Here is a 20,426-nt window from a genome sequence, read left to right as displayed (position 1 = left end):
CTCGTTTCTCTCGCTCACTTCGTCCGCGTCCACGCTCCGGCATCCGTGAAGATGCCGACCTGGACCGGACCGCCCATCACGACGCCCTGCACGCCGGGGCCCACCGCGACCACCGTGTTGTCCTGGAGCACCGGCAGTACCGCCGCCAGATCCCACAGCTTGGGCTCGGCGTCCGCGATCACCCGCGCCACGTCACCCTGGCCGCGCAGCGCCTCGTCGATCGCCGGCTGCAGCGCCGGTTCACACAGGCCCGAGAGATTGCTCGGCGACCGCAACTCGCGGGCCGACGTGGAACCCGGTTCCGGTGTCGCGGAGGCGGCCTCGGAAGCCGTCAACGGCAGGCATCCGAAACGGGAGGCGAGGGAGGTCGCCGGATCCGATCCGGCGCGTTCCCAGCCGACGACCGCATCGACCCGGCCCGACGCCAGCGCCTCCCCGTACAGCTCCTCGGCGGGCAGCGACAGGACCGAGGCGGCGATACCGGCCCCACGCCACTGGTCGGCCACCGTGTTCGCGACCGCGACCGCGGTGTCGTCGTTCTCGGGGGCGCCCAGCACCAGCGTCAACTGTTCGCCGTCGTGCACCATCCGGCCCTCCGTCAGGGTCTCGGGGGCAGCGCCCTCGGTGGTGGTGGTGGGAAGCAACTGGTAGCCGGCGGCGGCCAGCAGCCCGAACGCCTGCTCACGCGTCGGCGGTGGCGGTGCGGTGGGCGCGTAACCCGGGTCGGACGGAGCCAGAATCTGTGCTCGCGCCGGCACCGCCGCCGACTCGCTGCCGGCACCGACCGTCGCGAGCAGATTCGGGTCCAGCAGGCCCAGGAGCCCCCTGCGGACCTGCCGGTCGGCCAGGGCGGGGACCCGTCCGTTGAGCGTCACCGACAGCACGCGGGGCTGGAGCTCGGTGCCGGTCTGCACGTCCGGGATCACCGACAGCTGGGCAAGCGTCGCGGCACCGCTGTGGACGCGGGCCACCTGCGCATCGCCGGACCGCATCGAGTCGGCGAGCTGCGCGGGCGAGCCGCCACGCCGCATGAGGATCTGGTCCGGTTTAGCGGGGGTGTCCCAGAACCGGTCGTTGCGTTCGAGCTGGATCTCGTCCCGACCTCGATCGACCGACTTGATGTGGAACCGGCCACCCGACACGGGGATGTTGTCCGCCAGACCGCGCGCGAATCCGCCCGGCGAATCCTTCACGAGGTGAGAGGGCAGCAGATCGGTGAACAACTCCCGCCACGCGGGGTACGGCGCGGACATCTTGACCGTCACCGTCTTCCCGCCACCGGACGACGCGATGTCCTCGATCAACCCGTATCCCGCGGGATCGACGACACCGGGCTGGCTGATCATCTGCTGCCACAGGTAGCGGAAGTCCTCGGCGGCGATCGGGGCGCCGTCGGACCACTGGGCCTCGTTGCGCAGCTGGTAGGTGATCGTGGTCGGCACCGCGGGAGCCACGTCGGGCGTCTCGGGGGCCGTGTCGGTAGTTGCAGGGGTCTCGGGCGTCGCTGTGGCCGAGACCAGCACCGACGGGTCCGGAATCCACGTGGTGACGCCCGGCCGCGCCGGATCGACCACGGGGCGGAACGGACTCGGCAACACCAGGGCGCTCACCGCGGAGTTCGCGGGCGACTGGTCGGCGAGCAGATGCGGGTTGAACCCGATACCGACGTCGTCGATCGCGACGACGACGGTGTTCTTCGTCGGGACGGCCGTCGTCGGTTTGGGGCTGTCGGTGCTCTCCACCGGCGGTGGCGGATTGGCGGTGCACGCGGCCACCGTCAACACCGACACCGCGGCGGCTGCCCCCAGCAACCGCCGACCGAACTCACGGGAGAACCCGTGCCAGACCTGCGCCACTATCGGTCCTCCCGTCCGCGAGCGGCTCCCCCGCCCGTGCGCGTTGCGCGAGTGTTCAGACTCGCACAACGCGCACGGAACGCGTCACACACTTACAGTGCGGCCTTGTCACGCGACTTCGCACGCGAACGCTCGCGCGCGCGGTCGGTCTGCGACAGGTGCAGCTTGCGCACGCGAACCACCTCGGGGGTGACCTCGACGCACTCGTCGCCGGCGCAGAACTCCATCGCGGCTTCGAGCGTCAGCTCGATCGGCTTCGCGAGGGTCTCCGTGGCGTCGGCGGTCGCCGAGCGCATGTTGGTGAGCTTCTTCTCCTTGGTGACGTTGATGTCGAGGTCCTCGGCGCGCGGGTTGATGCCCACGACCATGCCCTCGTAGGTGTCGGCGCCCGGGTCGACGAAGAACGTGCCGCGGTCGGACAGCTGGATCATCGCGAACGGGGTCACCGAGCCGGTCCGGTCGGAGACCAGCGAGCCGGTGTGGCGGGCGCGGATCTCGCCGGCCCACGGGCCGTAGCCGTGCGAGACGGCGTTGGCGATGCCGGTGCCGCGGGTCTCGGTGAGGAAGTCGGTACGGAAACCGATCAGGCCACGCGACGGGACGATGAACTCCATCCGAACCCAGCCGGTGCCGTGGTTGGTCATCTGGACCATCTTGCCCTTGCGGTTGGCCAGCAGCTGCGTGATCGCGCCGAGGTGCTCCTCGGGGGTGTCGATCGTCAGCTCCTCGAACGGCTCGTGCAGCTTGCCGTCGACCTGCTTGGTGACCACCTGCGGCTTGCCGACCGTGAGCTCGAAGCCCTCGCGACGCATCTGCTCGACGAGGATGGCCAGCGCCAGCTCACCACGACCCTGCACCTCCCACGCGTCGGGGCGGCCGATGTCGAGGACGCGCAGCGACACGTTGCCGACCAGCTCGGAATCGAGCCGGGTCTTGACCATGCGAGCGGTCAGCTTGTGGCCCTTGACGCGGCCGACGAGCGGCGACGTGTTGGTGCCGATGACGACGGAGATCGCGGGCTCGTCGACGGAGATCGTCGGCAGCGCGACCGGGTTCTCGATGTCGGCGAGGGTGTCGCCGATCATGATCTCGGGGATGCCCGCGACGGCGACGATGTCGCCGGCGACGGCGACCTCGCCGGGCTCACGGCTGACGCCCACCGTCTTCAGCAGCTCGGTGATCTTGACGTTCTTGACGCCGTCGGCGTGCATCCACGCGACGTTCTGGCCCTTGCGCAGCTCGCCGTTGTGGATACGCACCAGCGCGAGGCGGCCGAGGAAGTCGGAGGCGTCGAGGTTGGTGACGTGTGCCTGCAGCGGGGCAGCGGAATCGCCCTTGGGGGCCGGCACGTGCTCCATGAGGACGTCGAACAGGACATCGAGGTTCTCGGTGTCGGGAGCGTGACCGTCCTCGGGACGGTTCATCGAGGCCTTGCCCTCACGCCCGGAGGCGTACAGGACCGGCAGATCGAGGAGCGCTTCGGCGGCCGAGGCAGCCTCGTCGTCCAGATCGGAAGCCAGGTCGAGGAGCAGATCCTGCGCCTCGGTGACGACCTCCTCGATACGGGCGTCGGGACGGTCCGTCTTGTTCACGACGATGATGACCGGCAGCGACGCGGAGAGCGCCTTGCGCAGCACGAAGCGGGTCTGCGGCAGCGGACCCTCGGACGCGTCGACGAGCAGGACGACACCGTCGACCATGGACAGGCCGCGCTCGACCTCGCCACCGAAGTCGGCGTGGCCGGGGGTGTCGATGACGTTGATGACGGTGACCGAGCCGTCGGCGTTGTGACGGTGGACAGCGGTGTTCTTCGCGAGGATGGTGATGCCCTTCTCGCGTTCGAGGTCACCGGAGTCCATGACGCGGTCGACCAGCTCGGCGCGCTCGGCGAAGGCGCCGGACTGGCGCAGCATGGCGTCGACGAGGGTGGTCTTGCCATGGTCGACGTGCGCGACGATGGCGACGTTACGGAAATTGGTGGTGCTCACGCGGGGCGTTCTCCTGGCTGCTGACGGGGCCACACGAATTTGATGTCGCACGGCTTCTGGCTGCCGCTACGCGCATGCGTGATTCCCATTCGCGACCCCGCGTCACTGAAGGTTCACGATGTTCGCGTCAGCGCCGGGATTGCGGCCAGCGAATACCCTACCCGCCCGCAGCGCGAAACCTCGCATCGTGACCCCCGATCGATACCTCTGACCAGGCAATAGTGATCTGCACCACTGGCCGGTGACGGCATCTGCGCAAACCATCCCGACGACCCTCCGGTGCCGGCCCCGGTGGGGCATCGACAGCCCCCGGACCACCTTGCCGGATCAACGGATGAGGGTACGCTCACTCGCGTGCGGACAGATCCGATCCTGGGCACCGCACTCGGGAGGAAGGCCGGGCTCGGCAATGGGCAAAGGCAAGGGAAAGGTCAAGGCCAGCAAGGTCTCCGGCCTCAAGCCCAAGAAGAAGTGCTGCCGTAAGAAGACGCGCTGCCTCAAGTGCCCCGTCGTCATCATGCGCATGAAGAAACTCGAGAACGAGGGCGCGACCAAGAAGGAACTCAAGAAGGGCCTCAAGAAGGCCCGCGCGGCCTGAGACCGGTCAGTCGGCGTCGAGCAGTGCGGTCAGGTCCGGCAGCCATGCGCGGTCGTTGGCGACCAGTGCGATCTCGCGCAGATCCGTCGCGTCCACCCAGCGCAGCGCGGAGTGGTCGAGTGCCTGCGGGACGCCACTGATCAGCTCGGCGCGATATGCGCGCAGCACCAGTCCGTCGCGCAGCGGCACGTCGACGCCGATCCGCTCGCCCGCGGTCACCTCGACGCCAAGTTCCTCCCGCAGTTCGCGACGCACCGCGTCGGCGGGGGTCTCGCCCGGTTCGATCTTTCCGCCGGGCAATTCCCACAGCCCCGCCAGCTCCGGCGGGCGGGTGCGCTGCGCGAGCAGTAGGCGGCCGTCGCGGATCACGGCCGCGGCCACCACTTCCCCGACCTCCCCGACCTCACGTTCAGGTGCGCCGGTCATTGCGGTCCCCTCCCCATCGCACCATCATGAGGTATGGCCGAGTTGCTGTCCGATACCGAGATCGACTCCGCACTGACGAACCTGCCGACCTGGCGACGCGACGGCGACACCTTGGTCCGCACCGTCGAATCCGCCAGCTTTCCCGCCGCCATCACGCTGGTGGATCGGGTTGCGGAGGCCGCGGAGTCGATGAACCACCATCCCGACATCGACATCCGCTGGCGGAAAGTGACGTATTCCCTCGCCACGCATTCCGCCGGCGGGATCACTGCGCTGGATCTGGAGCTGGCACGGCGGATCGACGATCTGGCCGCGTCTGCGTAGCGCGCACGCGTCGGCCGGCATAGGCGACCCACGCGAACACGACGAGCGCGCCGGCGACGTTGACGGTGCCCGCCCACGCGAGCGCGCCGGGCCGTGAGATCGCGTCGTCCTCGACCTGCTTGAGGACCCACGGCACACCGATCACGGTCACGATCAGCCACAGCGACGCGACGACGCGGGTGCCGACCATCCGCGCATACGGACCGTGGACGAGCCAGATGAGCATCGGCAACACCCACACCCAGTGGTGGACCCACGAGATCGGGGAGATCAGCAGTCCGAAGAGTTGCACCAGGACCAGCGTGCCGAGCCTGTCGTCGCGGGCCAGGGCGCGCCACGCCAGGAAGGCGAGCAGGGCCGACAGCGCGACCGCGATCAGCCACACGGGACCCGACTCGACGTCGTGGCCGACGATCCTGCTGAGGGCGCCGCGCAGCGACTGGTTCCACGCCGACCCGACGGGTCCGATCCGGTCGGCGTCACCGAACTTCGACGTGAAGTAGTCACGAGCCTGTGCACTGATCACGAGGTAGCTCAGCCCGATGGTTCCGAAGAACGCGATCGCCGAGAACACCGCGGCGCGCCAGCGGCGCTGAGCGACGAAGTACAGGCCGGTGACGGCGGGGGTCAGCTTGATGCCGGCGAGGATCCCGACGATGCCACCGGACACCCACCAGCGGGTGCTGCGGACGGCCAGCATCGCACCGAGGACGAGGAACACATTGACCTGGCCGTAGTCGAGCGTCGTGCGCACCGGTTCGGTCCACACCCCGATCGCGGTCCACAGCATCGCCAGGTACTTCCAGTGCCGGTCCCCGACGGCGGCCGATCCGACCAGCAGCTCGAGGCTGATTCGGATCACCCAGTACAGGGCGAGGACGGTGCACAGCTGCCAACAGAATCCGACGACCGAGAATGGCAGGTAGTGCAGCGGCAGGAACACGAGCGCCGCGAACGGCGGATATGTGAAGGGCAGCGGGAACTCGGGTGTCTCTTCCGAATACGTGAATCCGTACAGGTCACCGCTCAGGAGCGCTGCGGAGCCGTCGACGTACACGTGCAGGTCGACGAGATTGAGACCGTTGGGCGTCAGGACCATCCACAGCAGCCTGGCCAGCACCGACAGTGCGAGCAGCGCGGGCGCCCAGCCGACGAGTGTGCGATACGCCGCGTGCGCGCGTGGCCGCCGCCCGGCACGTGCAAGCTGAGACACTGGCTGGTGCTCTCCCGTGATCGTGTGCTGGCAGTAAGCACCCAGTGTGACGCAGCGGGGGAACGACCAGGTGTCGCGTCAGCCTAACCCGACGCCGACGGGCACAGAAAATACCTTGCTCATCAGTAACAGTTGCATCAAGGTTCACATTTTCCCCATAAGTCACGCGATATGGTCACCAAGCGATGGCAGTCACGTCACAGCTTGCATAGACTCCTCGGGACGCAGGTCACGAATGGGTCGTACAGAAGAGTCTGTACACATCGGGGGTCGATCCATAGAGTGACCCGCGACCGTGATGGGCCGTGGCGCCCGCTCGGCAGACCGACGCTGCTCCGCACGCGTCTGAACGACAAGGATGGGGTAAACCGTGATTCGTAACCGAGGAATGCGACGAGCACTCACCGCGTGTGCAGTTGCGGCCGCGGCGGCGCTCGCCGTTCCGGCCAACGCGGTCGCGCAACCGACCCTTCCGGGTGTCCCCGAGGACGTCTCCATCGACGCGCTGGCGTCCCTCGCCCCCGCCATCCTGGGCGCGGCCGCCGTTCCGGCGGACATCGCCGACGTCGACACCAAGAACGACCTGCTCGCTCAGGCGCGTGCACTGCTCGAGTCGGCCAACCTGCCGCCCGAACTCAAGTCCACCCTCGAGCGTGTCATCACCTTCCTCGACGGCAGCGGCGGCGGCGGACCCGAGATCCCCCAGGACGGGCCCGCGATCGCCCAGTTCCTCTACCCCACCGTCGGCAAGGGCTGCATCGCCCCGTCGAGCGACGCGGTCGGCACCGCCCTCGCGGTGCCGGGCCCCGCGCACCTGCCCCCGCCGGGGCCGGCTGCCGGCCAGGCCGGTTTCGTCTTCACTGCGCTCGGCACGGCGAAGGCCGCCCCCACCCAGGGCATGACGGTCACCTGGATCAACGTCGACAACGGCCGTCGTGAGACGCAGACCCTCACCACCGAGGCGCGGATCAACCCGGACGGCCCGGCGACGCTGTCGGTCATCTCGAACACCGGCCCGGGCCGGGTGCTCGCGGTGATCTCCGGCGACCTCACCACCGAGCCCGAGGGCGCGGCGCCGCTCACGTGCAACTTCCTGCCGACGATCGGAATGTTCACCGTCGCGTAGGTTCACCGTCCGACAGTGAAGGCCCCACCGAGAATTCGGTGGGGCCTTTCACTGTTCACACCGCGTCCGTTCGTGGTAGACCGGGGAATGGCCGACAACACGCAGTCGATCCGTTCCCAGCATTCCCGACGATCCATCCTCTCGATCCGTTCGGAGGGCTCGATCCTCTCGATCGGCAGCGTCGGCTCGATCCTGTCCATCGGTAGCGTCGGCTCGATCCTGTCGATCGGATCCATCGGGTCAGCCGGTTCCGCACTGTCCTCACTGTCGTTCGCGAGCGTGGGCTCCGCGTTGTCGGGACTGTCCCGGTGGTCACTGCTGTCGTGGCGCGCGGTGGGTCACTCCCCCGACCAGCGCCCGACGCTCGTGGTGATGCCCGACGAACCCGACCTGGTCCAGTCGACGACGCGGCACGTCCAGTCCTAGCCTGCCGCCGGACGGGGCCACGGCTGCCCCTCGATTTCCTCGACACCCCGGTTGAACCGGACGAGCATGTCCCTGAGGAGCCGGATCTCGTCCACGTCCCAGCCGCCGAGCACCCGACCGATCCCGGTGCGGTTCAGGTCGCGGTCGAGGTGCAGCCGGTCCAGCCCTGACTCCGTCGGCCGTACCTTGCGCGCCACACCGCCGTCCGGGTCGGCGACGCGTTCGACGAAGCCGTGGCGTTCGAGCGCGCCGACCTGCCGGTTGATCGTCGAGATGTCCAGCACGAACGCCTCCGCCAGTTCCTTGAGGCTCATCGGCGGTTCCAGTTCGAGCCTCGCGAGGATCAGGTACGCGGACCTGTCGAGCTTCTGCCCGCCCCGCTGCTGCGCGAGGGCGTGGTAGCGCGACAACAGCGTCAACTCGTACTCGATGTCCGTCATCGTCCGGTCTCCGTCGGACACCCGTCACCCTCTCGCTCCGACATTGCCCGCAATGTCCGCTTTGTGCATCGTGCACATCCATGTGTACCGTACACATTCTTGCAAATTTGTTGTGTAGCAGTAAATCCGAGGAGCCCCATTTTGAGTGCAACCGTCGCGTCCCCGTCGACGGACACCGCGAAATCCAGATCCAGCGGCGCCATCGTCGCGATTCTCGGTTTCTGCGGCATCGTCGTCGCCCTTATGCAGACACTGGTCGTTCCGATCATTCCGCAACTGCCGCACCTTCTTTCGGCGACGCCGGCCGACGCTTCGTGGGCGGTCACCGCGACGCTTCTCGCGGCCGCGGTGGTGACACCCATCAGCGGACGCCTCGGCGACATGTTCGGCAAGAAGAGGATTCTGGTCGCGAGCTTGCTGCTCGTCGTGATCGGCTCGGTGGTCTGCGCCTTCGCCAATTCACTGATTCCGTTGATCGTCGGTCGCGCACTGCAGGGCGCGTCGGTCGGTGTGATCCCGCTCGGCATCAGCATCCTGCGAGACGAACTTCCGCCGCGGAAGGTCGCCGGCGCGATGGCCATCGTCAGTGCCACCCTCGGCGTCGGCGGTGCGATCGGGCTACCGGTCGCCGCGGCCGTCGCACAGGTCGCGGACTGGCATGTGCTGTTCTGGATGTCGGCCGGACTCGGGCTCCTGTGTGTCGCGCTCGCCGTGATCGTGATCCCCGAGTCCACGGTCCGCAATCCCGGACGTTTCGACTTCGTCGGCGCCGTCGGATTGAGCACGGCATTGATCCTGTTCCTGCTCCCGATCACCAAGGGCGGAACGTGGGGCTGGAGCGATCCACTGACCCTGGGCCTGCTCGCGGGGTCCGTCGTGGTGTTCGTGGCGTGGGGCTTCGTGCAGCTGCGGACCGCTCGTCCGCTGGTCGACCTGCGCGTGTCCGCACGGCCGAACGTCCTGTTCACGAATCTGGCGTCGATCGCGATCGGCTTCTCGATGTACGGCAATTCGCTGACGCTCCCCCAGCTGCTGATGGCACCGGAGTCCACCGGCTACGGGCTCGGCCTGTCGATGGTCACCGCCGGCATCGCACTGGCGCCGGGCGGTCTCGTGATGATGGCGCTGTCACCCGTGTCCGCGAAGATCTCGGCCTGGCGCGGCCCGCGCTTCACCCTCATGGTGGGCTCGGTCGTGGTCGGCCTGGGCTACGGGTTCGTCTACTTCCTGTCGTCCTCGGTGTGGATGATCGTCGTCGGCGGAATGATCATCGGTGCCGGCGTCGGCCTGTCGTACGCCTCCATGCCGGCCCTCATCATCGGCGCCGTCCCCGTCTCGGAGACCGCGGCGGCCAACGGTCTGAACTCGCTGATGCGGTCGGTCGGCACGTCCAGTGCCGCGGCGGTCATCAGCGTCGTGCTGGCGAGCATGACGGTGACGCTCGGGACGGCGACGATTCCGTCGTTCGACGCCTTCCGCGCAACGTTCGTCATCGCCATCGTGGCCGCCGTGGTGTCGCTGGTGTTCGCGTTCTTCATCCCGAAAGCCACGACGCCGGGAGCCGCGGGCAAGCGCCACGCCTGACACGCGGCTTCCGGCGCACAGACACGAACGCCCGCCCCGATATGCATCGGGGCGGGCGTTCGACGTTCGAGCCCGCGGGCTACGGCGTCTGCGTCGTCTGGCCCCCGCCCGACGATCCGCCGTTCACTGCCCCCGAGGAGCCCATGTAGAGATTCGCAGCGATCGTATAGAACAGGTTGATGAGGAATTCCACGAGACCCTCCGCGTCGTAGCTGATTTCGGACCGCTAACGGTATCCGAAGCCGATCCGAGGCCCGGACCGCATCCACATATCGGTCATTCGGGACGACTTGTTTCACCCCACCGCAGCGGTAGCGTTGAGAGGGGCATCGCGTAGTCGCTCCAGGACGGGAGTAACGACCATGAGCAGAGAGAAGTGGTGGGTCCTGGCGGGCCCGGACAGCGGCTGGTACCTCGAACAACGCGCCAACGGCGACAACGTGGTCGTCAACAAGGCGACGTCCGAAGAGCACCTCCTCGCCGGCTACCAGTGGATGCACGTCAAGCACGCCGACGCCCTGACCGGCACGCCGGCGCACGGCGTCAAGGTGCTCGGCGAGGGACCACCGCCGTTCGGCATATGGACCGAACTCCACGGAACCTGACAATCTGGTCGATTGCGACGAAAAACTGAAACACGTTCCAGCCCTGCGTTAGGTTGCAGGTGAAGTCGTCCCGCAACCGACCAGGAGGAGCGCAGCGATGGCGTGGACCCGCGAAGAACTCGAAGCCGCGTTCGAGAACTACCAGAAGACCGTCGTGCAGGCGACGCAGACCCGCGACTGGAACGCCTTCGCCGACCAGTTCACCGAGGACGCGACCTACCTCGAGCACGCGTTCGGCAGCTTCACCGGCCGCGAGGAGATCCGCCGCTGGGTCACCCGGACGATGACAGCCTTCCCCGGCAACCGTATGCCCGAGTTCCCCGTCTCCTGGTACGTCATCGACGAGGAGCGGGGCTGGGTGATCTGCGAGGTGCAGAACCCGATGGAGGATCCCGGCGACGGCACCGATCACGGCGCCGCGAACATCACGATCCTGCATTACGCGGGCGACAACCTGTGGTCGCACGAGGAGGACGCCTACAACCCGATGAACTTCCTGTCGATGGCGAAGAAGTGGTGCAAGCACGCGGAGGCGTCAGGCAATCTGCCCGAGGATGCCCGCATCTGGCTCGGCAAGATGGCGAACGTCCCCGGCTGATCGCCGCCGCCTACGACGACGGGCGCCCTCCGTGTGGAGGACGCCCGTCGTGTGTTCGAGTCGGATGTCAGTAGCTCGTCCAGAGCACCGCGATCAGCGCATTGACGATCGCCAGGATTCCGACGATGTGCGCGAAGTTGGGGTTGCCCTCGCTACGCTTCTGCCGGGCCCGGCCGATCTCGGCAACAGCCACGATGATCAGGGTGATCACCAGCTTGACGCCGATCTTCGCCATGTCGTAGTCCTTGCCGAGCGAGTCGATCGACTCGCCGAGCCCGACGATCACGATGCCGGACAGCAACTGGATTCGAGCGCCCCAGACCATCACCTCGCTGACGCGGGGGGCCTTCAGGACCGAGAGGTAACCACCGACGATCGCGGCCATGCCCAGCAGGTGGACGGCAACGAGGATGTTGTAGACGACAGACATGCTATTACCTTAGCTTTACGGATCCGGCGGCTTCACAACTCTGCTCGAGAAATCCATCCAAGGATGGATTCAGCGGAACTGCGGGTGCCACACCGCCTCCACACGGCCGTCGTCGACCACTGTGATGTCGGGCCAGCGGTCGAAGGCCGAACACGGGTGGGAGATGCCGAGATCGACTATGTCACCGACATCCAGCCCCACCGTATCGGTGAGGACGAGATGGTGGTCGTAGATTTGGGTCGCGGTCGCCTTCGCCGACCGGCGGGCGGTTCCCTGGGCATCGGTGGCAGACACCAGCACCGGCAGGCCGGCGTCGTAGGGAAGCTCGCGTTTTCCGGCGCCGACCACGATCCGCCCCGGCTCCGGCGCGGACAGGACGACAGCCCGGACCGTCAGCGCCGCACGCAGGCCTGGCACCGGTGACACCTCCGCGTAAGTTCCGTGGTCGTGCGTCACGTAGCAACCCGACCGCAACACCGGGATCACACGCCCGCCCCGTTCCGGCAGGTCCGCGATAGCCTCGATGACCCGATCCGGAAAGGCCGAGCCGCCCATGCTGAACACCGGCTTTTCGGTCTGGATCCACGGCGACACCGCACGGAAGGCGTCCACCGTCTCCCGGCAATGCGCATCGACCTGCGCGACGATGTCCGAGTCCCGCCGGTTGGGGCGAACGCCCTCGTACCCCGCGACGCCCGCGAGGGCGATTCCCGGCGCGTTCTCACACTCCCGGGCGAGGCCCAGCGCCGCCCGGGCGTCCCGGACTCCGGTTCGCCCGCCCGGGGTCCCGACGTCGACGAGGACCCTCAGTGGATTGGCAGCGCCCCGCATGACCGTTCCAGCCAGGCTCAGGCCCGCCGTCGAGTCCACCAGCAGGTAGAGCTCGAACGACGGGTCCGCGTCCAGCCACGCCCGGAGCTGTTCGAGATCGGGGCCGTGGATCACCTCGTTGGCGATGAGGATGCGCCGCGCCCCCCATTCGAGGGCAATGGAGGCTTGACGAACCGTGGCGACCGTGACGCCCCACGCGCCGGCGTCCAGCTGTCTCTGGACGATGGGCCGGGTCATCGTCGTCTTGATGTGCGGGCACAGCTCGACGCCGCGGTCGCGGCACCACGCCGCCATGAGATCGACGTTGTGCTGGACCGCGGGGAGACTCAGCCGCAGCTGCGGCAGGGACGTCGCCACCCAACCGAGACTAGCCACGGCGGCGCGACAGGGCCGTTGTGGCTACGGAGTTGTGCACGGTGAACGAGACCGTGCCGGGAAGGAAGCGGTCGTCGGACCACAGCAACGGGGTGCTGGCGGGGTCGGTGACACGCCTGCGCTCGCGGAGCAGCGGTGAGCCCTCGGCGCAACCCAGGAGACGGGCGTCGTCCGCATCTGCGTCGACGAGGTCGATGGTGTGATCGGCATCGGTGAACACAACACCCTCCTCCAGCAGGGGGTTCGCGTGAGAGGGGGCATCCGGAGGCAAGGCGGCTATCAGTTTTCCGATCCGCTCGGGGTAGATGGCGCGCTCGAGCATGACGGGAACCCGCGAGAGAGTCCGCAGACGCACCACCCGGTAGATGTGCGATCCCGGTTCGAGCTGGAGCTGCTCGCACTCGAGTGGCACCGCGGCCCGGTGCTCGATCTCGACCGTTCGACTTCCGGGATCCTCGCCGATCGAGTGCGCCCAGCCCGTGAAGCTGAGCAACTCGAAGAAGCTCTGCGTGCGCGCAGTGCCGAGAATGACGCGGCGTGTACCACGTCGTGAGGTGACCAGTCCGTTCGCGCGCAGGACGGCCAGGGCCTGGCGGACGGTGCCACGGGAGACGCCGTACTGCCCGGCGAGACTCTCCTCGCTGGGCAGCCGATCCCCGGAACCGAACTCTCCCGACGTGATCGCCTCCTTCAACTCGGCCGCCAACCTTCGATACTCGGCGCGCGGGCGCTTGCCCCCCGAATCAGCCAATGTCCGTCTCCTTCCGGCACCCGGTGCTCTTTGACCCGATCGTAGCTCTCAGAACTCTTCCCACTGGTCACAGGCGTCCCTCGGCGAGAGATCGACGGTTCTCGGCCGGTCAATCTTCACGACTCGATTCCGAATCGTTCACCTCATGGCAACGTCGCTCTGGCGGAATGATGGCGAAGTTGTATAGCCAACATTGATCAGGAGACACGATGCGAATGCACCACCTTCGCCAGGCGAGCCTTGCTTGCTCGCTGGCGATCGCCCTGTCGACACTCGCAGGCTGCGGACTGACCAGCACGAAGACGGACAGCGACACCGGCAAGTCCTCGACCGCCACCTCGGCCGAAGACTTCGGCGGTATGGACGGCCTCATCGCCGCCGCGAAGCAGGAGGGCAAGTTGAACGCCATCGCCCTCCCGCGGGACTGGGCCAATTACGGCGAGATCATCGACACCTTCGAGGCGAAGTACGGGATCGACGTCGAGGTCGAGAATCCGGACGCGTCCAGTCAGGACGAGATCAACGCCGCGACCTCGCGCAAGGGGCAGGACCGATCGCCGGACGTCCTCGACGTGGGCCACACTTTCGGAATCAGCGCCGCCGAGCAGGGCCTGCTGGCGCCGTACCGCGTGCAGGCGTTCGGCGACATCCCCGAGGGCCAGAAGGACGCCGACGCGCGGTGGTACAACGACATGGGCGGTTACGTCTCGATCGGCTGCGACAACGCGCGCGTTGCGAAGTGCCCGAAGACTTTTGCCGACCTGCTCGACCCGCAGTACAAGGGCATGGTCGCGCTGACCGGCAACCCCACGCAGTCCGGTTCAGCATTCGCTGCCGTCTTCGCGGCCGCTCTCTCCAATGGCGGCTCCTACGACAACATCCAGCCGGGCCTGGACTACTTCGCCAAGCTCAGCGAAGTCGGCAACTTCAACCCGGTCGAGTCGACGCCCGCGACCATCCAGAAGGGCGAGACCCCCATCAGCGTCAACTGGGACTACCTCAACGCCGGTTACAGCGACTCGCTCCGAGACAAGGGGGTCGATTGGCAGGTCGCGATCCCGGCCGACGGCTTGTTCGCCCAGTTCTACTCGCAGGCAATCGTGAAGTGGGCGCCGCACCCGGCCGCGGCGCGGCTCTGGCAGGAGTTCCTCTACAGCCCTGAGGGCCAGAACCTGTGGTTGAAGGGCTACGCCCGTCCGGCGCTCATGCCCGCGATGGAGAAGGCGGGAACGCTCGACGCCACCGCGGCGGCCAGGCTGCCCGAGGTCGACGCCGCCGCGCCGGTCTTCCCGACGGAAGTACAGTCGACGCAGGCCAAGGCAGTCGTCAGCCAAGGCTGGGGCGGCGTGCTCGCCAGATGAGTATCCAGATGACCACTGCCGGGAGTGGGAGCACCCCGGTCCCCGCCGCTGACACCCAGCCCGTCCCCCGGCGTCGCCACCGGGTGGCCATGGGGGGCTGGCTCGGCGTCCTCCCGCTGCTGCTGTTCGCGGCAATCGCGTTGGGTCTGCCCGTCGCCACGATGGTGATCGGCGCGTTCACCACGCCCTCGACCGGTTCCGGCGAGGGTGGGCTGACCACAGCCAACATGACTGCGACGCTGCAGGATCCGTACCGGTCGAGCCTGATCGGCAGCATGAAGCTCTCGGCGACGGCCGCGGCGATCGGCGCGATCGTCGGACTGCCGATCGCGCACGCCATCGTGACGTCGCGGTTCCGGGCCCTGCGCGAGGCAGTCTTGGCGGCGGCCGGAGTCCTCGCCAACTTCGGCGGAGTTCCCCTGGCCTTCGCGTTCGTCGCGACCCTCGGCAACGCGGGCGTCCTCACCAACGCCTTCCATCTCGGCGACCTCGGCTGGAGCCTCTACGACATGCGGGGCCTGACCGTCGTCTACCTCTACTTCCTGATCCCGCTGATGGTCCTGACCCTCACCCCGGCACTCGAGGGTCTGCGCGTGCAGTGGCGTGAGGCGGCCGCCAACAATCGCGCGAGCACGGCGCAGTACTGGCGGCACGTGGCCTTGCCGATCCTGCTGCCGTCGCTGCTCGGCGGGTTCGTCCTGCTGTTCGGGACGGCATTCAGCACCTACGCGACGGCCGCGGCGATCGCCGGCAGCAGCGTGCAACTGGTCACGGTGCAGATCGCGGCAGGCCTGTCGGGCGACGTCTTGGTGGGGCAGGGCAACGTCGCCCTTGCCCTCGGCCTGGACATGGTGCTGATCGCGGCGATCGTCATGGCCATCTACCTGCCGCTGCAGCGAAGGAGTGCACGATGGCTGGCCTGACGATGTCCAGGCCGGGACTCGGTCGCAGGGTCGTGCTCTTGGTCGCCGGTATCTATTTCGTGGTCCCGATCGTGTGCGCGTTCGCGTTCAGCGTGGGCATAGGGTCGCCGGGCCGGCAGGTCAGCCTCGACGCCTACACCGGCATCGGCAGCGCGACGGGCCTGGCCGGCAGCCTCGCACTGACGCTGAAGGTGGCCGCGGCAACGATCGCGGTCGTACTCGGATTGCTGGTGCCGGCGCTGCTGGCGGTGCGGATCGCCGCACCACGTCTGCGCACGCTCGTCCAGGCGGTCTGTCTGCTGCCGCTGGTCGTCCCGGCCGTCGCCCTGGGCGCTGGCATCACCACGCTGCTGAGGTGGGGCGCGGATCGCTACTACGGCACGCCGCTGTTCGACGGCCTGGTTGCGTTGCAGGATCCCGACTTTCCCGTGATCCTGGTGCTCGCCTTTGCCGTGATGGCCCTGCCGCTGGCCTACAGCACGCTCGACGCCGGCCTGTCGGCACTCGATCTGCGGGTCCTCGTCGAAGCCGCGCGGTCCTGCGGGTCCTCGTGGCCGCGCACCCTCATCCACGTGGTGCTGCCGAATCTGCGCGGCGCGCTTCTCAACGCCGCCTTCCTGACCCTTGCCCTCGTCCTCGGCGAGTACGCCGTCGCCGCACTGCTCGGGTACCAGCCGTTCGCGGTGTGGACCGTCGTCATCAGCGGTTCCGAGGCGCAGATGTCGGTGGCCGTGTCCATCGTCGGCCTGCTCGGCACCTGGGCGCTGCTCATGCTCGTCGCCGCAGCCGGACGCACCAAACGCCTCGAGGAGGCCTCATGACCGCACTACTGACCGATCGGACGCCCGCCGCCACTGCGGGAGCCGGTTCCACCGTGGAGTTCCGCGGACTGCGCCGTACCTTCGGCGCCACAACGGCATTGGACGGCCTGAACCTGGAGGTCCACCCCGGCGAACTGCTGGCCCTGCTCGGCCCGTCCGGCTGCGGCAAGACAACCGCGCTGCGCACCGTCGCCGGCTTCGAACGCCCGGACGCGGGCACGGTGCGCATGGACGGCGAGGACATCACGAGGATTCCCGCGCACCGGCGGGACGTGGGCATGGTGTTCCAGTCCTACAGCCTCTTCCCGCATCTGACCGCCGTCGACAACGTCGCCTTCGGTCTGCGGATGCAGGGGACGGGCAAGTCCGCCCGGCGTGCCCGCGCGATGGAGTTGCTGGAGCTGGTCGGGCTGCCGCAGCACGCCGCGCGGTTCCCGAGCCAGCTCTCCGGCGGGCAGCAGCAGCGGATCGCCTTGGCGCGTGCCCTCGCGCTGCAGCCCCGGGTCCTGCTGCTGGACGAGCCGCTGTCCGCGCTCGATGCGCAGGTGCGACAGACTCTGCGGGACGAGATCCGCCGTCTACAAAAGCAGTTGGGCATCACGACGCTGTTCGTGACCCACGACCAGGAGGAGGCCCTCTCCATGGCCGACCGGGTTGCGGTCATGCGGTCCGGGCAGATGGAGCAGTGCGCACCTCCGACCGAGCTCTACGAGCGCCCCGCGACGGCGTTCGTCGCCGAGTTCGTCGGGGTCATGAGCCGACTACCGGGACGGCTCGAGGCGGGCGGGCGGGCGGTGCACGTCCTCGGCCGCAGGCTGCCCGTCCATGGGGAACTTCCGGGCTCTGCGGAGTCCGGAAGCGGAGCCCGCGACGTCGATGTGCTCGTGCGCCCGGAATCCCTCGGCGTGACGGCGTCCGACGACGGAACGTCCCGCATCACCGGTGCAGCATTCCGCGGCGCCGGCACGCGGCTGACCGTGCAGCTGCCGGACGGCCGCGTGGTGATTGCGGACGTGTCGACCACCGCCGCCGCCGCGCTCGGCGCGGGCACCGCCGTGACCCTCGCACTACCGGACCGTCCGGTGCTGGTGGACCGTCCGAGCGGGACCGCCGAACCGGTCAGAAGTGCAGTTCAGCAATCCGTTTCGTCCAGTCGTCGATTCTGGAGGCGCGCCCGATGAGCCCTGATACCCTCCCCGGTGCCCCGGCAGCCGTCCTCTTCGACATGGACGGGACACTGGTCGATACCGAGCGACTGTGGTGGGACGCCGTCGAGCAGGTCGCGGCACGGCTCGGACGCCCCCTCTCCGATGCCGACGCGCCGGCGGTCGTGGGGCGGCCCGCCGATCACACCGCGGCCCACTTGTGCCGGGCACTGGGGCCGGCGGCGCCCGACCCGGATGCGCTTGCCCGCGAGCTCGACGAGGCGTTCGCGGCCCTGGTCGCCAACGACGTGGTTCCGCGTCCCGGCGTGTTGTCGCTGCTCGATGAACTGGTCCGCGCGCGGATTCCCACCGCGATCGTGACGGCATCACCACGACGTGTCGTCGACGTGGTGCGCGAGACGCTCGGCGCGACGCGGTTCACCACGACGATCGCCGTCGAGGACACGGTCTGCTCCAAGCCGGCGCCGGACCCCTATCTCGCGGCCGCGGCGGCCCTGGGGGTCGACCCGCGCGCATGTGTCGCCGTCGAGGACACGCCCGTGGGTGTGGCGGCGGCCGAGGCTGCGGGATGCGCCGTGCTCGTCGTTCCTTCCGTCGCGGTCCCGCCGGCGGCGGGTCGAACGATCCTGGACTCACTCGAGGGGGCCGACGTCGCCTTCCTCGCCTCCCTGTTGCATTCGGTCGAAAGGTACTGAGCATGGACGACATCCGCCACGTGGTGATTCTGATGCAGGAGAACCGCAGTTTCGACCACTACTTCGGCACGCTCGGCGGCGTCCGCGGGTTCGAGGACCGGCAGACCCTGACTTTTCCCAACGGCGACAGCGTCTTCCGGCAGCCCACGCTGTCCCGGGGCGACGGTGGTGTGCTCCTGCCGTTCCGGATGGACTCCACTCGGTACAACGCCCAGAATGCGGAGGGTCTGCCGCACGACTGGGAGAGCGGTCACGATGCGATCAACCAGGGTGCGATGAACCGCTGGACCTCGGCCAAGGGCGAGCAGAGCATGGGATACCTCACCCGGGAGGACATCCCCTATCAGTACGCGCTTGCGGACGCGTTCACGATCGGCGACGCGTACTTCTGCTCGATGGCCGGCCCCACCAGCCCCAACCGCCTCTACCTGTGGACCGGAACGGTGGGACCGGGTCGCGACGGCACGACCGGGCCGTGGATCGACAACACGCCGCTGCCGGAGAGCCCGGTGTGCGACTGGACGACGTATGCCGAGCGTCTCTCGGACGCCGGCGTCTCCTGGCGCGTGTACCACACGCCCGGCCTGGACGAGCGGGACGGCAACTACGAGGACAACGCCCTCGAGTACTTCCCCCAGTTCCACGCTTTTGCCGAGGACGATCCCCGATACATCGACGCGATGACGAGGTGGGACCTGACGGACTTCGACGCGCACTGCAAGGACGGGACGCTGCCCACGGTGTCGTGGCTCGTGTCGCCGTACCTGTTCTGCGAGCACCCGAACGCCAGCCCCGCGTACGGTGCGCACTGGGTCGACTCCGCCCTCCAATCGCTGTTCGCCAACCCCGAGGTGTGGCGGCACACCGTGTTTCTCGTCATGTACGACGAGAACGACGGCTACTTCGACCATGTCGTGCCGCCCTTCCCGCCCACCGGGACCCCGGAGGAATTCGTCGACGGGCAGCCGATCGGGCTGGGCAACCGGGTGCCGCTGTTCGTGGTCTCCCCGTGGTCGCGCGGCGGATGGGTGAACTCCCAGGTGTTCGACCACACCTCGGTACTGCGCTTCCTGGAACTCGTCACCGGTGTGCGCGAGCCCAATATCAGTGCGTGGCGGCGAGCGGTGTGCGGTGACCTGACGAGTTGCTTCGACTTCGGCAATCCCGACTACTCGATCCCGGACTTACCGGATACGAGGGCGCTGATGGCGGCGGCCGATGCGGCGGTGGACCTGCCCCCGGTGCCGCTGCCCGCCCCGGGCGCCCAGGTCATGCCGACTCAGGAGCCGGGGGCCCGTCCACAGCGGCCGCTGCCCTACCGGCCCTGGGCCGACATCGTGGTGGATAGCGCCACCGGCCGGGTTCGCGCCGAGCTGACGAACGCTGGGAGCGTGGCGTTCCACTACACGGTGTTCCCCAACGCGTACCGGCCATTCGCCGGGACTCCGTTCACGGTCGCGCCGCAGGGCACGGCGGTCTACGAGTGGAACGCTGTCCGCACGGCAGGTCGCTACGACTTCACCGTCTACGGAGCCGATGGATTCCTGTGCCACTTCGCGGGCGTCCTACCCAAGACCGACGACGGGGCCGCACCCCACGTCAGGGCGGCGCTGCACGGCAGCTGCCCCGCGGACGCGTGGGTAGAGCTCGAGCTGGCAAACCACGGTGCGACGACGCTGTCCTTCACGATCGCACCGCGGGAATTCGGCGGGGAATCGCGCGTCTGCGAGGTCGGACCGGACGGCCGCGCGAGCGTCCGCTGGCCCATCGTGGAGGGCCGCTACGACGTCACCGTCACGACCGACGACGGCACATCATTCACCCGGCGCTACGCGGGGACGGTGCACGAATCGGACACCGCGTCGGCGACGACACAGGTCGGCTGACCT

At 68.2% G+C, this 20,426-nt stretch carries 21 protein-coding genes; 13 read left to right on the top strand and 8 right to left on the bottom strand.

The genetic code is table 11. The annotated features are described in order from the left end of the window. Positions 1–14 precede the first annotated feature (14 nt). Together HUN07_RS08510 and typA are read right to left on the bottom strand one after the other, a co-directional pair. Positions 15–1,856: an ABC transporter family substrate-binding protein gene (locus tag HUN07_RS08510; RefSeq protein ID WP_174909096.1), complete on the bottom strand. Its 1,842-nt coding sequence runs from the start codon at positions 1,854–1,856 to the stop codon at positions 15–17. A 92-nt stretch (positions 1,857–1,948) separates the two neighbouring features. Beyond that, complete coding sequence (typA, locus tag HUN07_RS08505) at positions 1,949–3,844, bottom strand: translational GTPase TypA (RefSeq protein ID WP_114718417.1); 1,896 nt, start codon at positions 3,842–3,844, stop codon at positions 1,949–1,951. Between the two features lie 409 nt (positions 3,845–4,253). Between typA and HUN07_RS08500 the strand changes: the two genes are divergently transcribed. After that, positions 4,254–4,442 carry a hypothetical protein gene (locus HUN07_RS08500; RefSeq protein WP_031940253.1) on the top strand — a complete coding sequence of 63 codons (189 nt, stop codon included), beginning with the start codon at positions 4,254–4,256 and terminating at the stop codon, positions 4,440–4,442. 6 nt (positions 4,443–4,448) lie between these two features. On the opposite strand, the gene HUN07_RS08495 is transcribed toward HUN07_RS08500, so the two are convergent. Then, positions 4,449–4,868 carry a (deoxy)nucleoside triphosphate pyrophosphohydrolase gene (locus tag HUN07_RS08495; RefSeq protein ID WP_174909094.1) on the bottom strand — a complete coding sequence of 140 codons (420 nt, stop codon included), beginning with the start codon at positions 4,866–4,868 and terminating at the stop codon, positions 4,449–4,451. A gap of 33 nt (positions 4,869–4,901) precedes the next feature. Here HUN07_RS08495 and HUN07_RS08490 point away from each other — a divergent pair, with 33 nt between their 5' ends. Then, positions 4,902–5,192 (top strand): 4a-hydroxytetrahydrobiopterin dehydratase, encoded by a 291-nt coding sequence (locus tag HUN07_RS08490; protein ID WP_114718416.1) that lies wholly within the window; start codon positions 4,902–4,904, stop codon positions 5,190–5,192. Here the strand turns inward: HUN07_RS08490 and HUN07_RS08485 are convergent. Further along, positions 5,134–6,405 carry a mannosyltransferase gene (locus HUN07_RS08485; protein WP_114718415.1) on the bottom strand — a complete coding sequence of 424 codons (1,272 nt, stop codon included), beginning with the start codon at positions 6,403–6,405 and terminating at the stop codon, positions 5,134–5,136. The genes HUN07_RS08490 and HUN07_RS08485 overlap by 59 nt on opposite strands. Positions 6,406–6,793: 388 nt before the next feature. On the opposite strand from HUN07_RS08485, the gene HUN07_RS08480 reads away from it, so the two are divergent. Next, complete coding sequence (locus tag HUN07_RS08480; protein WP_114718414.1) at positions 6,794–7,531, top strand: Rv1157c family protein; 738 nt, start codon at positions 6,794–6,796, stop codon at positions 7,529–7,531. An 87-nt stretch (positions 7,532–7,618) separates the two neighbouring features. Further along, on the top strand, positions 7,619–7,957 hold the full coding sequence (locus HUN07_RS08475) for a hypothetical protein (protein WP_174909092.1): 339 nt from the start codon (positions 7,619–7,621) through the stop codon (positions 7,955–7,957). Here the strand turns inward: HUN07_RS08475 and HUN07_RS08470 are convergent. Continuing rightward, entirely contained in the window at positions 7,954–8,397 is a 444-nt protein-coding gene (locus tag HUN07_RS08470) for a MarR family winged helix-turn-helix transcriptional regulator (RefSeq protein WP_174909090.1), read from the bottom strand. The genes HUN07_RS08475 and HUN07_RS08470 overlap by 4 nt on opposite strands. Before the next feature lie 141 nt (positions 8,398–8,538). Here HUN07_RS08470 and HUN07_RS08465 point away from each other — a divergent pair, with 141 nt between their 5' ends. The 3 genes from HUN07_RS08465 to HUN07_RS08455 all read left to right on the top strand — a co-directional run bounded on the left by HUN07_RS08465 (position 8,539) and on the right by HUN07_RS08455 (position 11,184). After that, complete coding sequence (locus HUN07_RS08465; protein ID WP_114718411.1) at positions 8,539–9,981, top strand: MFS transporter; 1,443 nt, start codon at positions 8,539–8,541, stop codon at positions 9,979–9,981. Positions 9,982–10,343: 362 nt separating this feature from the next. Continuing rightward, entirely contained in the window at positions 10,344–10,586 is a 243-nt protein-coding gene (locus HUN07_RS08460; protein ID WP_114718410.1) for a maltose regulon activator MalT, read from the top strand. A 97-nt stretch (positions 10,587–10,683) separates the two neighbouring features. Further along, entirely contained in the window at positions 10,684–11,184 is a 501-nt protein-coding gene (locus HUN07_RS08455) for a nuclear transport factor 2 family protein (RefSeq protein ID WP_114718409.1), read from the top strand. Positions 11,185–11,251: 67 nt separating this feature from the next. Here the strand turns inward: HUN07_RS08455 and HUN07_RS08450 are convergent, their stop codons facing one another. The 3 genes from HUN07_RS08450 to HUN07_RS08440 all read right to left on the bottom strand — a co-directional run bounded on the left by HUN07_RS08450 (position 11,252) and on the right by HUN07_RS08440 (position 13,571). Continuing rightward, positions 11,252–11,614 carry a hypothetical protein gene (locus HUN07_RS08450; RefSeq protein ID WP_174909088.1) on the bottom strand — a complete coding sequence of 121 codons (363 nt, stop codon included), beginning with the start codon at positions 11,612–11,614 and terminating at the stop codon, positions 11,252–11,254. A gap of 69 nt (positions 11,615–11,683) precedes the next feature. Beyond that, a complete protein-coding gene (locus HUN07_RS08445; RefSeq protein WP_174909086.1) occupies positions 11,684–12,802 on the bottom strand; it encodes an alanine racemase in 1,119 nt (372 codons plus the stop codon). 10 nt (positions 12,803–12,812) lie between these two features. Beyond that, positions 12,813–13,571, bottom strand: coding sequence for a GntR family transcriptional regulator (locus HUN07_RS08440; RefSeq protein WP_114718407.1), 759 nt, complete (start codon positions 13,569–13,571; stop codon positions 12,813–12,815). A gap of 209 nt (positions 13,572–13,780) precedes the next feature. On the opposite strand from HUN07_RS08440, the gene HUN07_RS08435 reads away from it, so the two are divergent. The 6 genes from HUN07_RS08435 to HUN07_RS08410 are packed head-to-tail and all read left to right on the top strand — an operon-like array spanning position 13,781 to position 20,423. Then, positions 13,781–14,932 carry an ABC transporter substrate-binding protein gene (locus HUN07_RS08435; RefSeq protein ID WP_114718406.1) on the top strand — a complete coding sequence of 384 codons (1,152 nt, stop codon included), beginning with the start codon at positions 13,781–13,783 and terminating at the stop codon, positions 14,930–14,932. Between the two features lie 8 nt (positions 14,933–14,940). Next, the gene (locus HUN07_RS08430) at positions 14,941–15,855 is read left to right on the top strand and encodes an ABC transporter permease (RefSeq protein WP_174909084.1); all 915 of its coding nucleotides are present in this window, start codon (positions 14,941–14,943) and stop codon (positions 15,853–15,855) included. Further along, entirely contained in the window at positions 15,843–16,676 is an 834-nt protein-coding gene (locus HUN07_RS08425) for an ABC transporter permease (RefSeq protein ID WP_217487193.1), read from the top strand. Before HUN07_RS08430 ends, HUN07_RS08425 begins: the two co-directional genes overlap by 13 nt. After that, on the top strand, positions 16,673–17,857 hold the full coding sequence (locus HUN07_RS08420; RefSeq protein ID WP_114718404.1) for an ABC transporter ATP-binding protein: 1,185 nt from the start codon (positions 16,673–16,675) through the stop codon (positions 17,855–17,857). Before HUN07_RS08425 ends, HUN07_RS08420 begins: the two co-directional genes overlap by 4 nt. Then, the gene (locus HUN07_RS08415) at positions 17,854–18,537 is read left to right on the top strand and encodes an HAD family hydrolase (protein ID WP_174909082.1); all 684 of its coding nucleotides are present in this window, start codon (positions 17,854–17,856) and stop codon (positions 18,535–18,537) included. The genes HUN07_RS08420 and HUN07_RS08415 overlap by 4 nt, the downstream gene beginning before the upstream one ends. Positions 18,538–18,539: 2 nt before the next feature. After that, on the top strand, positions 18,540–20,423 hold the full coding sequence (locus HUN07_RS08410; RefSeq protein WP_174907150.1) for a phosphocholine-specific phospholipase C: 1,884 nt from the start codon (positions 18,540–18,542) through the stop codon (positions 20,421–20,423). Positions 20,424–20,426: the final 3 nt, after the last annotated feature.

This window comes from Rhodococcus sp. W8901 (assembly GCF_013348805.1).
Lineage (GTDB): Bacteria > Actinomycetota > Actinomycetes > Mycobacteriales > Mycobacteriaceae > Prescottella.
The sequence above is the reverse complement of the archived record's forward strand: the minus strand, read 5'-3'. Positions and strand labels throughout refer to the sequence as shown.